The organism is Roseomonas nitratireducens, assembly GCF_017813355.1.
Lineage (GTDB): Bacteria > Pseudomonadota > Alphaproteobacteria > Acetobacterales > Acetobacteraceae > Neoroseomonas > Neoroseomonas nitratireducens.
In genome coordinates, this window is sequence record NZ_JAGIYZ010000020.1 from 22,428 (window position 1) to 35,524 (window position 13,097).

Sequence of the window (13,097 nt, forward strand, 5' to 3'; positions counted from 1 at the left end):
GGACCGGCGCGCCCTTCGCGGCAGCGAACCCGGTCCCGATGGGTGGGCGCGTTTCGGTCCGCCCGTTTCCGGTCCCGTGAGGGGACACGGGCGCATAGGCGTGGGCAGGAAAAGAGTCAAGGAGAACGGGCGTGCGCCCCCCCCGCCAGGGGGCCGGTCGGGCCGCGCCGCGCCATCGCGGCCGCGTAGACGGTCAGCGCCGTCAGGCACAGGGCGAGGAAGCCCGCCGCCGTGAGAAGAGGAGCAGCGGGCGCGCCGGTCATGTCGCGCACGAGGCCGGCGAAGGGCGGCAACAGGGCCAGCCCCAGGTAGAACAGCGTGTAGTGCACGCCCATCCCGAAGGCCCGGCTCTCGGCCGACAGGGCGCGGCCGGCAAAGGCCATGATCAGGCTCGACGGCGGCGCGGCCAGCAGGCCGAAGGCCGGCAGGGCCAGCCAGGCCGGCGCCCCGGCGGCCGTCGCGGCGAGTGCCGCCACCATGCCGAGGATGCACAGCACGGTCACGAGCAGCGGCCGGCCCAGCCTTTCCGCGATGGCGCCGCCCATGGGCTGCAGCGGCAGGATGGAGAAGCCGATCAGCGAGGCGAGCGCGCCGGCCTCCGCATGGCTCATCCCGTTCGCGACCAGGAAGGCGGGCGTGAAGCCGACCGCCACGGCGAAGGCGGCGTTGTAGCCGGCCCAGACGACGCCGAGCGCCAGCAGAGGGCGCCATTCATGCGGCAGCAGCCACATCCGGCGGTGGCTGGCGGCCGCGGGGCTGGCGCCGCGCACCGCGACCGCGAGCAGCACGAAGGCGAGCGAGCAGAAGCCGGCGGAAAGCCACAGGCCCGCCCGCCAGTCCGCGCCGAGCAGGGGCAGCACGAGCAGGGCCAGGCCGATGCCGAACGGCCAGGCCATCAGCATCAGCCCCATGGCGAGCGCGACGCCCGCGCCAGAGAAACGGTCGAGCACCATCTTCGCGCCCGCGATGGTGAGCAGCGTGCCGCCGACACCGGCGACGAGCCGCCCCGCGAGCGCGACGCCGAAGCCTGGCGCGAGGGCGAGCAGCAAGCCCCCGAGCGCCATGAGCCCGACGCCGCCCAGCAGCACGACGCGATCGCCGAACCGCGCCAGCAGCCATCCCGCCGGCAGGGCGACGAAGACCCCGGCGAGGGAGTAGGCGCCGATCAACGTGCCGAGCGCGGCCCAGTCCGCGACAAGGCCGCCAATCAGGAGAGGCCCCAGCGCGCCGACGACCTGCAGCTGCGCACCCATGGAAATGCGGGCGAAGGCCAATACGCCGACCTCGCCCCAACGTCCCAGCATCATCTCGGGGCCTCTGTCTTCGCGACGCACCGCCGCGGACTTCGCACCCCGCGGCACGCCGCACAAGGCGGCGCGACGAAGCGCGCGCGCGGCGTCAGCCGCCGGCTATGCCGTCGGCAGCCGGACGACGAACCTGGCGCCAGCAACCTTCCCCTCGGCGTCGCGGCGGTTCTCCGCCGTGATCTGCCCGCGCAGCCCCTCGACGATCTGCTTGCTGATCGACAGCCCGAGGCCCGAATGCTGGCCGAAGCGTTCGCCGCTCGGGCGCTCGGAATAGAAGCGCTCGAAGATGCTCTCGAGCTTCTGTTCCGGGATGCCCGGGCCTTCGTCCTCGATCGCGACCTCGACCATCGCGCCGGCGGGGCGCGCCTTCATCCAGACCGTGCCGCCGGCCGGGCTGAAGGACAGCGCGTTGCCCAGCAGGTTGCGATAGACCTGTACGATGCGGCCCTCGACGCCGCGCACCACGAGCGGTCCGGCTGGCGCTTCCAGCACAAGGTGCGGCGCGTCCGCAGTCTCCCGCGTCGCCTCGTGCAGGTCGGCGAGGGCTGAAAGGATCGGCGCGATGTCCACCGGCGTGGAGATGGTGCGCGACAGCTCCGCATCGACGCGCGAACTGTCGGAGATGTCGGCGATCAGCCGGTCCATCCGCACCGCGTCCTCGGCGATGATCGCGAGCAGGCGGCCGCGCTGTTCCGGGTTCTCGATGCGGCGCAGCGTCTCGAGCGCGCTGCGCACGCTGGTCAGCGGGTTGCGCAGTTCATGCGCGACATCGGCGGCGAAGCGCTCGTTCGCGTCGATGCGCGCCCACAGGGCGCGGGCGGAATTCTGCAGGTCGCGCGCGAGCACGCCGATCTCGTCGTTGCGGACCAGCAGGGGTTCGGGGACCGATTCCTCGCGCCCCTCGCCTTCGCGGATGCGCTGGGTGGCGCGGGCGAGGTCGAGCATCGGCGTCGCGATGGTGCGCGCGAGGTAGAAGGAGAGCATGACCGTCAGCACCAGCGCCGTGCCGAACAGCAGCAGCACGGAGGCGCGGATCTGGAACAGCCTTTCGTCCACTTCCCGCGCCTCGCGCGTCAGCAGCACGATGCCCACGCCCTGATTGCCGCGCCGCGCGGGTTCGGCGACCGAGACCAGCAGCCGTCCGTCGCCGGTGCGGCGGATATAGGGGCGCACGCCGCCTTCCAGGGCGAGGCGCAGCTCCTCCCGCCGGTCGGGGCCGATATCGGGCTGCCAGTCGAAGTCGGGCGTCTCGGGCCCCACATCGACGGCGACGCCGCCCGACCCGCCGGTGCCGCGCAGCGTGCCAGGCAGCACGGAGACGAGCCGGTCATAGACGCCGCCGACCGTGGCCGTGAGCGCGCCGCGGGGTTCGGGCGGCGGCAGGGGCTCGGTCACCACCGCGCCGCCGGGGCCTTCCCGCACGCGGCTGTCGGCGACCATCAGGCCGGTATTGTCGAACAGCCGCGCCTGGGTGTTGGGCGATGGCTCGACGAGGCGGCGCAGCAGCGGGCGGGCGGCTTCCGGCACCAGGATGGCGCGGTCGCCGTCGATGCGCACCGCGGCTTCGGCGATGCCGCCGGCATAGATGCGCGCCTGGGTGCGCAGGCCCTCGACCTCGGCCGCCAGCAGCCCGTTCTGGTACTGGTCGAGATACAGCAGCGAGGCGGCCAGCAGCGCCGGCGGCACGGCGTTGACCAGCAGGATGCGGCGCAGCAGCGGCGAGAAGCGGCGCGGCGCGCGCGGTTCGGCCGTGCTTTCGGCGCGCGGGCGCGGCGCCGCGCGGCGGCCCGAGCCGTCAGGCATGCGGGGCCAGGGCCATCGTCTCAGGCTTCCTTGTAGCGGTAGCCGATGCCGTAGAGCGTCTCGATCTGGTCGAACTCCGTGTCCACCTGGCGGAACTTCTTGCGGATGCGCTTCACGTGGCTGTCGATGGTGCGGTCGTCGACGTAGATGTTCTCGCCATAGGCGGCGTCGATCAGCTGGTCGCGGTTCTTCACCATGCCGGGGCGGATGGCGAGCGCCTTGACGAGCAGGAACTCGGTGACGGTCAGCTGCACCTGCCCGCCCTTCCAGACGCAGGTGTGCTTCGTCTCGTCCAGCACCAGGTCGCCGCGGGCGATGACGCCGCCGGGCGGCGCGCCGGACCCTTCCGCGCGCGAGGCCTCGTTGCGGCGGAGCAGGGCGCGGATGCGTTCCAGCAGCAGGCGCTGGCTGAAGGGCTTGGTGATGTAGTCGTCGGCGCCCAGGCGCAGGCCCATCAGCTCGTCCACCTCCTCATCCTTCGAGGTGAGGAAGACGACCGGCATGTTCGACCGCTGGCGCAGGCGCTGCAGCAGCTCCATCCCGTCCATGCGCGGCATCTTGATGTCGAGCACGGCGAGGTCGGCGGGGCGGGAGAGCAGGCCCTGCAGCGCGCTCTCGCCATCCGTGAAGGTGCGCACCGAATAGCCTTCGGCCTCCAGCGTCATCTGCACGCTGGTCAGGATGTTGCGGTCGTCGTCCACGAGGGCGATGGTCTGCGGCATTGTCCTGCACTGTGCTCCGGGCATTCCGGGCTGGCCGCGGTTGCGCTGCGGCGGCCCTGGTTCCACTTTCGCGCCGGATTGTGGCACGAGGCGGGCCGGAGGGGACATGGCATCGGTCGAGGGAATTGGCGAGGCCAGGCGGCTCATCCGCGGCGCGGCCGCCGCGACGCTCGCGACGCAGGCGGACGGGCAGCCCTTCGCGAGCCTGGTGACGCCCGCGCCGGGGCCCGACCTCTCGCCGCTGCTGTGGCTCTCGACGCTGTCCGAGCATACGCGGCACCTCGCGCAGGAACCCCGCTGCTCCCTGCTGTTCACCGGCACGACGGAAGGCCCGAACCCGCAGACCGCGCCGCGCGTGACGGTCACGGGGCTTGCCGAACGCGTGCCGGAGGCAGCGGTGGCGGGGCTGAAGGCGCGCTGGCTGGCGCGCCATCCCTATGCGGCGCTCTATGCCGACTTCGCCGATTTCGGCCTGTGGCGCGTGCGCATCCTGGGCGCGCTGCATGTCGGCGGCTTCGCCCGCGCGGAGCGGATCCGCGCGGCGGAACTCGCGCCCGACCCGGCCGCGGTCGCCGCGATCCTGGAGGCGGAGGCCTCCATCGTCGAACACGTGAACGCCGACCATGCGGATGCGGTGGCCGCGATCGCGGAAGGGCTGCTCGGCGCCGGCCCGGGCGAGTGGCGAGTCGTTTCGGTCGATGTTGACGGTTGCGACCTCTCCGAAGGTAACCGAACGGTTCGTCTTGCGTTCTTAACGCAGGTAAGCGATGCGGACGCCGTGCGCACGGCCCTCATCCGCGCCGCACGGGAGGGACGGGCGAGAATCGCCGGGACCGGCTGAGCAGCGGCTTTCGCCGCAATTCCGCCGCCGCCATCGCCGAAACGGCGCCGTCACCGCATTGCAACGTGGTGTCCAGGAGAGTTGTCGCGCATGTCCGCATCCCCCACCGCGCTGGTCGGCACCGGCGTGATCCCCAGCGGCGAAGTCCATCCCAACCTGACCGCCCCGACCCTGGTCGCCGCGGCGCTGCGGCGCGGGGAAGGGCGGCTGTCGGCCGACGGCGCCTTCATCGCCGTGACCGGGCAGCACACCGGCCGGTCCGTGCAGGACAAGTTCGTGGTGGATGAACCGGCGACGCGCGACGCGGTCTGGTGGGGCAAGATCAACCAGCCCCTGCCGGCGGACAAGTTCGCCGGCCTCGTCGCCCGCGTGCAGGCCTATCTCGGCCAGAAGGCGGAACTCTTCACGCAGGACCTGCATGCCGGCGCCGATCCCGCGCACCGCATCCGCGTCCGCCTGGTGACGACCAACGCCTGGCACGCGCTGTTCGCGCGCAACATGTTCATCCGCCCGGAGCGCGACGCGCTGGACGGCTTCGCGCCCGACTGGACCATCCTGCACGCCCCGGAATTCGAGGCCGACCCCGGCACGGATGGCTGCCGCACCGGCACGGTCATCGCGCTGTCGCTGGCGACGCGCACCATCCTGATCGCCGGCACCTCCTATGCGGGCGAGATCAAGAAATCGATCTTCACCGTGATGAACTGGCTGCTGCCGGAACGCGGCGTGCTGCCGATGCATTGCAGCGCCAATGTCGGCGAGAAGGGCGACGTCGCGCTGTTCTTCGGCCTGTCCGGCACGGGCAAGACGACGCTGTCCTCGGACCCCGAGCGGGCGCTGATCGGCGACGACGAGCATGGCTGGTCCGATGCCGGCGTCTTCAACTTCGAAGGCGGCTGCTACGCCAAGGTGATCCGCCTGTCGCGCGAGGCCGAGCCGCAGATCTGGGACGCTTCCCACCGCTTCGGCGCGGTGCTCGAGAACGTCGTGGCCGATGTGGACGGCAACCTCGACCTCGAGGATGCGTCGCTGACCGAGAACACGCGCTCCTGCTACCCGATCCACTACATCCCGGGCGTGGTCGGCAGCGGCACGGCGGGGCTGCCGAAGAACGTGGTGATGCTGACCGCGGACGCCTTCGGCGTGCTGCCGCCGATCAGCAAGCTGTCCTCCGCGCAGGCGATGTACCACTTCCTGTCGGGCTACACGGCGCGCGTCGCCGGCACCGAGAAGGGGCTTGGGAAGGAACCGCAGGCGACCTTCTCCACCTGCTTCGGCGCGCCCTTCCTGCCGCGCCACCCGGAGGTCTACGGGCGCATGCTCGCCGACCTCATCTCGAAGCACGGGGCCGATTGCTGGCTGGTCAACACCGGCTGGTCGGGCGGGTCCTACGGCACGGGCAGCCGTATGAGCATCCGGCACACGCGCGCGCTGCTGCGCGCGGCACTCGACGGGTCGCTGGCGAAGGTCGACTACGTGCGCGACCCCTTCTTCGGCCTGATGATGCCCAAGAGCGTGCCGGGCATCCCCGACAACGTGCTGAACCCGCGGGAGGCCTGGGCCGACAAGGCGGCGTATGACCGCACGGCGCAGAACCTGGTCGGCCTGTTCGAGAAGAATTTCGCGACGTTCGCCGGCGCGGTGGGCGACGACGTGAAGGCCGTGGCGATCCGCGCCGCGGCCTGACGCACTCGCCCGGCCAGGCCTTCGCGCCTGGCCGGGATCCTCCCGACATCATCCGGTGGCCGCACGCGGACCCTGCCCGGGCGCGCGAGGCGCATCGCCATCGGGAAGGCAGGCCCGCCTTGCGGAAGCCGCCACTGGGGCGGCCCGCGGCGGGGGAGGGGATAGGCCGCGGGCCGCCCGAACGACCGCGCCGTCAGGGGGCAACGGCGCGGTCGCGTCCGGCCATCACATGCCGGCGGTCAGGCGCTCGGCCTCCGCCATGGCGGAGGTCGCCGCCGCCACGTCCCGCCGCGACAGCGCGGCGCGCGCATCCTGCATGACGGCGACCGCGCCGGCGCGCAGCGGGATCGTCTCGGTTCCCGCGATGGTGCCGCGCGTCAGGACCAGCGTCTCGGCGCGCTCCACCAGTTCGAGCGCGAGCGGCAGGCGGCCGCCGCGCGCGGCATCGGCCGCCTGGCGGAGCAGCGGGCCGACATCCCGCGCGCCGATGCCGTCGGCCTCGGCGGAGACGCGGTCGCCGCCGCTGAGCGGCTGGGTTCCCTGGGCCAGGGCCGGGCTGATGGCCAGTCCCAGGCCAAAGATGGCGAGGCTGATCGGGTGCTTGCGCATGATGTCCTCCTCAATCCGTCGAACAGGTGCCAGAAACACCTTGAATGAGGCCATTCCGTGGACACGGCATGGCCATTCAGTCGACTTTGATTGGACGGGCGAATACTGGACCCAACCACCCCGGAAGACTACGAATATTTTCCCGAAGCCGGCGCGGTCCGCCCTAGCCCAGCGCCGCCGCGATCCCCTGCGCCCCGCCCGCGACCAGCGCCTTGAGGTCCGCCTGCGGCCTGGCCCCGAAATGGGAAATTGCCTCGGCCGCCGCAACGGAGGCCCAGCGGCCGCATTCCGGCAGCGGATGGCCGGCGGTCAGCGCCGCGAGGAAGCCGGCCGCGTAGGCGTCTCCCGCACCGGTCGTGTCCAGGACCGTGGTGGGCACGGCGGCGATCTCGTGCGTCGCCGCGCCGGCGATGATGACGCTGCCCTTCTCGCTGCGCGTCAGCGCGGCGAGGCCCACATCGGCCCGCGCCTGCGCCGCCGCTTCCTCGAAGGTGTGGGCGTGATACAGCGCGCGGATCTCGGCCTCGTTGGCGAAGAGGATGTCCGCTTCCTCCTTCACGAAGGCGAGGAAGGCGTCGCGGTGGCGTTCGACGCAGAAGGCGTCGGACAGGGTGATGGCGACCTTGCGCCCAGCCGCGTGGGCGATGCGCGCGGCGGCGCGGAAGGCGGCCTGCGCCGCCGGCGGGTCGTACAGGTAGCCTTCCAGGTAGGTGACCTGCGCCGCGGCCACCGCGGCGGGGTCCACGTCCTTCTCCCCGAAGGTCACGCAGGCGCCGAGGAAGGTGTTCATCGTCCGCTGCCCGTCGGGCGTGACGAGGATGAGGCAGCGCGCGGTGGGCGCGCCGCCGGACAGCGGCGGGGTGGGGAAATGCACGCCGGCCGCGGTGATGTCGTGGCGGAAGACGGCGCCGAGCGCATCGTCCGCCACCTTGCCGAGATAGCCGACCTTGGCGCCGAGCGCGGCGGCCGCGGCGCAGGTGTTGGCGGCCGAACCGCCGCTGCTTTCCACGCCCGGGCCCATGTCGGCGTAGATGGTCTCGGCCTGGTCGGGGCCGATCAGCGCCATGCCGCCCTTGGCCATGCCGTGGCGGACCAGGACGTCCTCCTCGGCGCGCGCGAGCACGTCCACGATGGCGTTGCCGATGCCGAGGATGTCGAGGCTGGTCATGCGCGTGGTCGTCCTGTGCCCTGGGATGCGCGGCGCATAGCGTGAAGGGCGGGGGAGGGGAACCTCCCCCCCATCCTGTCCCCCGGTGCCAAAAAAGGTTGAGGGGGGCCGGGGGGAGAAGTTCCCTTCTCCCCCATCCTTCTTCACGGCGCGACGAGCCACACCCAGAACGGCAGCGTCGCGATCGCCGCGATGTGTTCGGTCGTCGTGATGGCCGCCATCAACGGCGCATCCCCGCCCATCGCCCGCGCCATGACGTAGGAGGTCGCCGCGGTGGGCAGCGCCATGAACACCACGGCGACGGCGGTCGCCAGCGGCGGCACGCCAAACAGGGTGCAGAGCCCCCAGGTCACCGCGGGCATCACCATCAGCTTCAGCACGCCTGTTGCCGCCTGCGTCGGCACGCGGTCGGAAAAGGATTGCAGCGACAGCGCCGCGCCCACGCAAAGCAGGCCGAGCGCGACGGACGCGCGCCCCAGCGCCTGAACGGTGGGCGCGATGCCGGGCGGCAGCCCGCCCGCCGCGGCCACGGCGAAGCCGATCGCGACCGCGAGCAGCAGGGGGTTGAGCAGCAGCTGCCGCGCGATCGCCGCCGGCCGCGGCGGCCCGCGCTTGCCGTCGAAGGCGAAGGCGAGCGTCGTCACCACCTGCACGAAGGGCACGATGATGCCGGTCGCGACCGCGCCGAAACCGGTGCCCGCCGCGCCGAACAGCGCGCCGACGATGGCGAAGCCCATCAGGTTGTTGAAGCGGATGCCGCCCTGCAGGATGGAGGTCATGGCCGCGTGCCCATGCCCCATGCCGCGCGCCATCAGCACCGAGACGAGCGTGCCGAGCGCCAGCGCCCCCCAGATCGCCGCCGCGATGCGCCCCAGCGGCAGAGTCGCGAGGTCGAGCGGCGCGAGCGCCGCGACGATCAGGCTCGGCAGAAGCACCCAGTAGATCAGGCGTTCCATGCCGGCCCAGATCACGTCGTCGCGCAGCAGGCGCCGCTTGATCAGCGCGCCGAGTCCGAGCAGGGCGAAGGCGGGCACGAAGGCGTCGAGCCAGGCGCTCATGCCGCGACGCCGGGGATGGGGTGGGTCAGGACGATGCCCTCACGGCGCCCGGCCGGGCAGGGCGGCGAGGCAGGCCGCTTCCGTCACCCGCGCGCCGCCATGCGCCCGCGCGGCGGCGTGCCCCACCAGCAGCGCGCCGCCCTCCGGGTAGAGGATGACGTCGAGCCGGCATCCGGGCGCCTCGTAGAGCCATATCTCGGCATCGCCTTCCGGCCTGCGCAGCGCGGGTTCGCCGAGTCGCCGGCGCAGATCCTCGGCGCGCAGCCCGGCCAGGGCGGCGGCGGAGGACACGGCGCCGGCCGGCGGGCGCGCCTGGGTGGGCGTCGGGGGGCGGACGGCCGGCGCGGCGGGCGCGACGAGTCCCGCACGGGCGGACCGCAGCGCCTGTTCCATCGCTCGCGCCTGTTCCGCCTCCCGTTCCGCCGCGCAGCCCATCAGCAGCAAAGGCAGCAGGCAGGCGGGACGCAGGCCGGGGGGCATTGCGGGCGGGAAGTCCTCTCCCCTGGCCGCCCGGCGCGGGGCCGGGCGGGGCGGGATCAGGCGTCGGCGGGCTCGCTCGAGCGGACGGGGGCGAGCGCCGGGCGCTGCGCGGGGGCGCTCGCCTCGGTGATCATCTCCATCTTGCCGGAGAGCTGGCCGCCATCCTCGACCGACAGGCGCCGGCTGCGCGCCGTGCCGAGCACGCGGCCGGTCGCGCGGATGGTCAGCGAGCCGTTGGCGATCAGCGTGCCGTCGAAGGTGCCGGCGATCTCGGCATCCTCGACCTGGACCTCGCCCTTGAAGACGCCGGAATGGCTGATGACCAGTTCCTGCGCCTGGAGCAGCTGGCTCTCCATCGTGCCTTCGATGACCAGCCGCTCGGCTTCCGTGACGGTGCCCTGCAGGCTGATCCCCTTGCCGACGACGAGGGTGCGGCGGTCGGCCGCTTCCGGGCGCACGGGCGGGCGCGGCGCCGTGGTGGCGGCGGGCGGCGTCGCGACGCGGGAGACGCCGGCGCCCGCGGGCGCCGAGTTCGGCTTCGGCGCGACCGGGCCGGAGGAAGCCGGCGTGGCCGACACGGCGATGCCCGCCGGCCGGAAGGGCGGCATGGCGAGATCCGAATCGCGCGCGGCCGGAATGGTCGTGGGCGCGGCCTCGCTGCCGGTGGCGGTGGCCGGTTCGTCCTTGCGGCGGAACAGCGACATCGAAGACCCCCCCTCGATTCCATGGGTTTACGTGGTGTGTCGGGGCTAGCATGCGGCCGCGCGCCGCCACAACGCCCGAACCCGGCTTATCCCCAGGTTTTACGTGGCCTCGCCGCGGTGCAGCAGATGCACCGCCGCAGCCGTCCCGAGCACCGGGACAAGCAGGTTCAATCCTGGGACGAGTGCCGTCAGGGCGAGCAGCAGGCCGAGCGTCCAGCCCGCGAGACGCCGCCGTCGCCAGGCCATGCGCGCCGCCTCCGGGTCCATGCGCAGCAAGGCCGTCTGCTGCACCAGCCCCGAGCCCAGCGCATGGGCGGAGAGCAGCAGCGCCGCCATCGCCCCGACCACCGGCACGAAAAGTAGCGGCAGCAGCAGGATCTGCAGCAGCAGCAGCCGGAGGCCGAAGCGCAGCCCGAAGGCGACCTGCGCGGCGACCGAGGCGCCCTGCGCCGGCGGCAACCCAGGGTAGTGCCGGCGCTCGACCGCCGCCGCCACGGGCTCGACCAACTGGGATGAGATCGCCGCCGCCACCGGCAGGAACAGCCACCAGGCGGCGACCAGCGCCGCCGCGCCGCCGCCGGCCTGCGCCAGCCAGGACAGCCAGCCCGGCTCGCCGGCCGCCGCCCAGGCCGCGAGTTCCACCGCGCCCCAGGCCAGCAGCCCGATCGCGGCCGCGGCGCCGAGCACGCCCCAGAGCAGCGGGCGGCGGAAGGCGGGATCCCCGATCTGGCCGAGGGCGAGGAAAAGGGCGGCGGGCATGGCGTGGACATGCCGCCGCGCGCGGCGCAGGTCCAGAGCGGCGCCGGTCGCCGGCCGCGTCCCGGAGGATGCCCCGCCGCGCCACAGCCCGGCGTTCCCCTGGCCGGAGGCCCGCGCCGCCCGGCGCATGCCTTGGCGCCGCCACCGCCGCGCGCCAGACTCGGCGCCGGCACGCGAGGAGGAACTCGGCATGATCGGACGGCGCGGCGCGATGGCGCTCGGCATGGCGGCGGCGACGGCCGGCGGCGCGCGGGCGCAGGGCGGCTGGCCCGAGCGCCAGATCCGCCTGATCGTCGGCTATCCGGCGGGCGGCCCCTCGGATGTCTTCGCGCGGCTGCTCGCGGCGCAGATGGGCCCGCGGCTCGGGCAGAGCCTGGTGGTCGAGAACCGGCCCGGCGGCGGCGCGGTGCTGGCGAGCGAGACCGCCGCGCGCGCCCCGGCGGACGGCTACACCTGGCTGCATGTCGACAACGGCATCCTGGTCTACAACCCGGCGCTCTACGCCCGCCTGCCCTACGACCCGGACCGCGACCTCGCCGGCATCGGCTTCATCGGGCGCTTCCCGCTCTACGTCGTCTGCCGGGCCGATGCGCCGCACCGGGATTTCGCGGCGCTGGTCGCGGCATCCCGGGCGCGGGCGCCGACCTATGGCTCGCCGGCCGTCGCGTCGCCGCACCATCTGGCGATGGAACTGGCCAAGCGCCGCTCCGGGCTCGCCGCCGAACACGTGCCCTATCGCGGCGGGCAGGCGGCGATGCAGGACCTGCTCGCGGGCAATGTGGACCTCGTGATGATCGACACGGCGACGGGCCTGCCCTTCATCCGCGACGGGCGCGTGCGCGCGCTCGCCGTGCTCAGCGAGCAGCGCACCGCCGAAGCCCCCGCGGTGCCGGCGCTGCGGGAACTCGGCCATGACGCGGTGGCCTTCGGCTGGCAGGGGATCAGCGTGCCGAAGGGAACGCCGGCGCCGATCGTGGCGCGGTTGAACGCGGAACTGGTCCGCGCCGTGGCGTCGGAGGACATGCAGGGGCGCGCCCGGACGCTCGGCATCCAGACCAATGCGTGGGGCGCGGCAGAATTCGACGCCTTCGTCGCGGCCGAGAACGCGCTGTGGCGGCCACTGATCCGGGAACTGGGCATCCGGCTGGATGCTTGACCTCACGTTAAGGTTTGCTCAACTTCCAGGCATGAACCGTCGCGCGATCCTCGTCGGCCTTGCCGCCGCCGCCCTCGCCTTGCCGGCCCAGGCCCGGGAAGGCGCCGTCCAGCGCACCGGCCGCGCCATGGAACGCGCCGCCAAGCGCACCGGGGAAGGCATCGAGCGCGGCGCCCGCCGCACCGGCTCCGCGCTGGAACGCGCCGCTGGCTGGACCGGCGAACGGCTGCGCCGCGCCGGGGAATGGGCCTTCGGGTCCTGAGCCCCCGCCCCGCGCGGCGGGGTCGGCGGGACTTCGCCGCTGCGGCATGACGCTGCCCCGTTGTCGCCGCACCGGCGGCGCATCATCTCCCGCATCGCTCCCAGGGAGTGACCGATGCGATTCGTCCCGCCTGCCCTTGCCCTGATCCTGTTCGCCGCGCCCGCGCTGGCGCAGACGGCCGCCCCCCTGCCGCCGCCGGTGCCGCGCGCCGTCGAACCCGCGCCGGCCGCGCCTGCCGCGCCGAACGACGCGGCGCCGGCCCGCACGCCCGGCGTCGCCGAGCGGACCGGCGCCGCCCTCGACCGCGCCGCGGAACAGACAGGCCAGGCGCTCGGCCGCGCGGCGGACGAGAGCGGGTCGGCCGTCGGCCGCGCCATGCGCTGGACCGGGGAAAGGTTGCAGGGTGCTGGCGAATGGACCGCGCGGCAGGGGGACAGGCTGACCGGCCCTGGGACGCCGCCGGCGGCGGCCCAGCCTGCGGCACCAGCGCCGGCGCGGCCCTGAAGCACCGGCGGTAGCGTCCGGCGGGCGAGGTCGCGGAT

14 protein-coding genes are annotated in these 13,097 nt (G+C 73.5%); 5 read left to right on the plus strand and 9 right to left on the minus strand.

The genetic code is table 11. The features are described 5' to 3' along the window. Positions 1-116 precede the first annotated feature (116 nt). The 3 genes from J5Y09_RS18465 to J5Y09_RS18475 all read right to left on the minus strand — a co-directional run bounded on the left by J5Y09_RS18465 (position 117) and on the right by J5Y09_RS18475 (position 3,832). The gene (locus J5Y09_RS18465) at positions 117-1,307 is read right to left on the minus strand and encodes an MFS transporter (RefSeq protein WP_209353298.1); all 1,191 of its coding nucleotides are present in this window, start codon (positions 1,305-1,307) and stop codon (positions 117-119) included. Positions 1,308-1,409: 102 nt separating this feature from the next. Continuing rightward, entirely contained in the window at positions 1,410-3,110 is a 1,701-nt protein-coding gene (locus tag J5Y09_RS18470; protein WP_209353299.1) for a stimulus-sensing domain-containing protein, read from the minus strand. A gap of 20 nt (positions 3,111-3,130) precedes the next feature. Next, on the minus strand, positions 3,131-3,832 hold the full coding sequence (locus tag J5Y09_RS18475) for a response regulator transcription factor (RefSeq protein WP_198376555.1): 702 nt from the start codon (positions 3,830-3,832) through the stop codon (positions 3,131-3,133). A gap of 106 nt (positions 3,833-3,938) precedes the next feature. On the opposite strand from J5Y09_RS18475, the gene J5Y09_RS18480 reads away from it, so the two are divergent. Together J5Y09_RS18480 and J5Y09_RS18485 are read left to right on the plus strand one after the other, a co-directional pair. Beyond that, positions 3,939-4,673, plus strand: coding sequence for a HugZ family pyridoxamine 5'-phosphate oxidase (locus tag J5Y09_RS18480; protein ID WP_209353300.1), 735 nt, complete (start codon positions 3,939-3,941; stop codon positions 4,671-4,673). 90 nt (positions 4,674-4,763) lie between these two features. Further along, on the plus strand, positions 4,764-6,359 hold the full coding sequence (locus J5Y09_RS18485; protein ID WP_209353301.1) for a phosphoenolpyruvate carboxykinase: 1,596 nt from the start codon (positions 4,764-4,766) through the stop codon (positions 6,357-6,359). A 225-nt stretch (positions 6,360-6,584) separates the two neighbouring features. Here the strand turns inward: J5Y09_RS18485 and J5Y09_RS18490 are convergent, their stop codons facing one another. From J5Y09_RS18490 to J5Y09_RS18515, 6 genes are all read right to left on the minus strand, one after another. After that, a complete protein-coding gene (locus tag J5Y09_RS18490) occupies positions 6,585-6,968 on the minus strand; it encodes a hypothetical protein (protein WP_209353302.1) in 384 nt (127 codons plus the stop codon). Between the two features lie 163 nt (positions 6,969-7,131). Beyond that, complete coding sequence (locus J5Y09_RS18495) at positions 7,132-8,136, minus strand: adenosine kinase (RefSeq protein WP_209353303.1); 1,005 nt, start codon at positions 8,134-8,136, stop codon at positions 7,132-7,134. Between the two features lie 143 nt (positions 8,137-8,279). Next, complete coding sequence (locus tag J5Y09_RS18500; protein ID WP_209353304.1) at positions 8,280-9,194, minus strand: AEC family transporter; 915 nt, start codon at positions 9,192-9,194, stop codon at positions 8,280-8,282. 39 nt (positions 9,195-9,233) lie between these two features. After that, complete coding sequence (locus J5Y09_RS18505; protein ID WP_209353305.1) at positions 9,234-9,674, minus strand: hypothetical protein; 441 nt, start codon at positions 9,672-9,674, stop codon at positions 9,234-9,236. 56 nt (positions 9,675-9,730) lie between these two features. Beyond that, positions 9,731-10,378 carry a bactofilin family protein gene (locus J5Y09_RS18510; protein ID WP_245217224.1) on the minus strand — a complete coding sequence of 216 codons (648 nt, stop codon included), beginning with the start codon at positions 10,376-10,378 and terminating at the stop codon, positions 9,731-9,733. 99 nt (positions 10,379-10,477) lie between these two features. Further along, complete coding sequence (locus J5Y09_RS18515) at positions 10,478-11,137, minus strand: EI24 domain-containing protein (RefSeq protein ID WP_209353306.1); 660 nt, start codon at positions 11,135-11,137, stop codon at positions 10,478-10,480. 190 nt (positions 11,138-11,327) lie between these two features. On the opposite strand from J5Y09_RS18515, the gene J5Y09_RS18520 reads away from it, so the two are divergent. From J5Y09_RS18520 to J5Y09_RS18530, 3 genes are all read left to right on the plus strand, one after another. After that, entirely contained in the window at positions 11,328-12,293 is a 966-nt protein-coding gene (locus J5Y09_RS18520; RefSeq protein ID WP_209353307.1) for a Bug family tripartite tricarboxylate transporter substrate binding protein, read from the plus strand. A 31-nt stretch (positions 12,294-12,324) separates the two neighbouring features. After that, the gene (locus J5Y09_RS18525; protein ID WP_209353308.1) at positions 12,325-12,555 is read left to right on the plus strand and encodes a hypothetical protein; all 231 of its coding nucleotides are present in this window, start codon (positions 12,325-12,327) and stop codon (positions 12,553-12,555) included. A gap of 114 nt (positions 12,556-12,669) precedes the next feature. After that, on the plus strand, positions 12,670-13,059 hold the full coding sequence (locus J5Y09_RS18530; RefSeq protein WP_209353309.1) for a hypothetical protein: 390 nt from the start codon (positions 12,670-12,672) through the stop codon (positions 13,057-13,059). Positions 13,060-13,097: the final 38 nt, after the last annotated feature.

What these genes read in the sequence shown, in the direction of transcription:
- J5Y09_RS18475 (WP_198376555.1), bottom strand. Translation starts at nt 3,832, where the DNA reads ATGCCGCAGACCATCGCCCTCGTGGACGACGACCGCAACATCCTGACC.
- J5Y09_RS18510 (WP_245217224.1), bottom strand. Translation starts at nt 10,378, where the DNA reads ATGTCGCTGTTCCGCCGCAAGGACGAACCGGCCACCGCCACCGGCAGC.
- J5Y09_RS18525 (WP_209353308.1), top strand. Translation starts at nt 12,325, where the DNA reads ATGAACCGTCGCGCGATCCTCGTCGGCCTTGCCGCCGCCGCCCTCGCC.
- J5Y09_RS18520 (WP_209353307.1), top strand. Translation starts at nt 11,328, where the DNA reads ATGATCGGACGGCGCGGCGCGATGGCGCTCGGCATGGCGGCGGCGACG.
- J5Y09_RS18490 (WP_209353302.1), bottom strand. Translation starts at nt 6,968, where the DNA reads ATGCGCAAGCACCCGATCAGCCTCGCCATCTTTGGCCTGGGACTGGCC.
- J5Y09_RS18465 (WP_209353298.1), bottom strand. Translation starts at nt 1,307, where the DNA reads ATGATGCTGGGACGTTGGGGCGAGGTCGGCGTATTGGCCTTCGCCCGC.
- J5Y09_RS18530 (WP_209353309.1), top strand. Translation starts at nt 12,670, where the DNA reads ATGCGATTCGTCCCGCCTGCCCTTGCCCTGATCCTGTTCGCCGCGCCC.
- J5Y09_RS18505 (WP_209353305.1), bottom strand. Translation starts at nt 9,674, where the DNA reads ATGCCCCCCGGCCTGCGTCCCGCCTGCCTGCTGCCTTTGCTGCTGATG.
- J5Y09_RS18500 (WP_209353304.1), bottom strand. Translation starts at nt 9,194, where the DNA reads ATGAGCGCCTGGCTCGACGCCTTCGTGCCCGCCTTCGCCCTGCTCGGA.
- J5Y09_RS18470 (WP_209353299.1), bottom strand. Translation starts at nt 3,110, where the DNA reads ATGCCTGACGGCTCGGGCCGCCGCGCGGCGCCGCGCCCGCGCGCCGAA.
- J5Y09_RS18485 (WP_209353301.1), top strand. Translation starts at nt 4,764, where the DNA reads ATGTCCGCATCCCCCACCGCGCTGGTCGGCACCGGCGTGATCCCCAGC.
- J5Y09_RS18515 (WP_209353306.1), bottom strand. Translation starts at nt 11,137, where the DNA reads ATGCCCGCCGCCCTTTTCCTCGCCCTCGGCCAGATCGGGGATCCCGCC.
- J5Y09_RS18495 (WP_209353303.1), bottom strand. Translation starts at nt 8,136, where the DNA reads ATGACCAGCCTCGACATCCTCGGCATCGGCAACGCCATCGTGGACGTG.
- J5Y09_RS18480 (WP_209353300.1), top strand. Translation starts at nt 3,939, where the DNA reads ATGGCATCGGTCGAGGGAATTGGCGAGGCCAGGCGGCTCATCCGCGGC.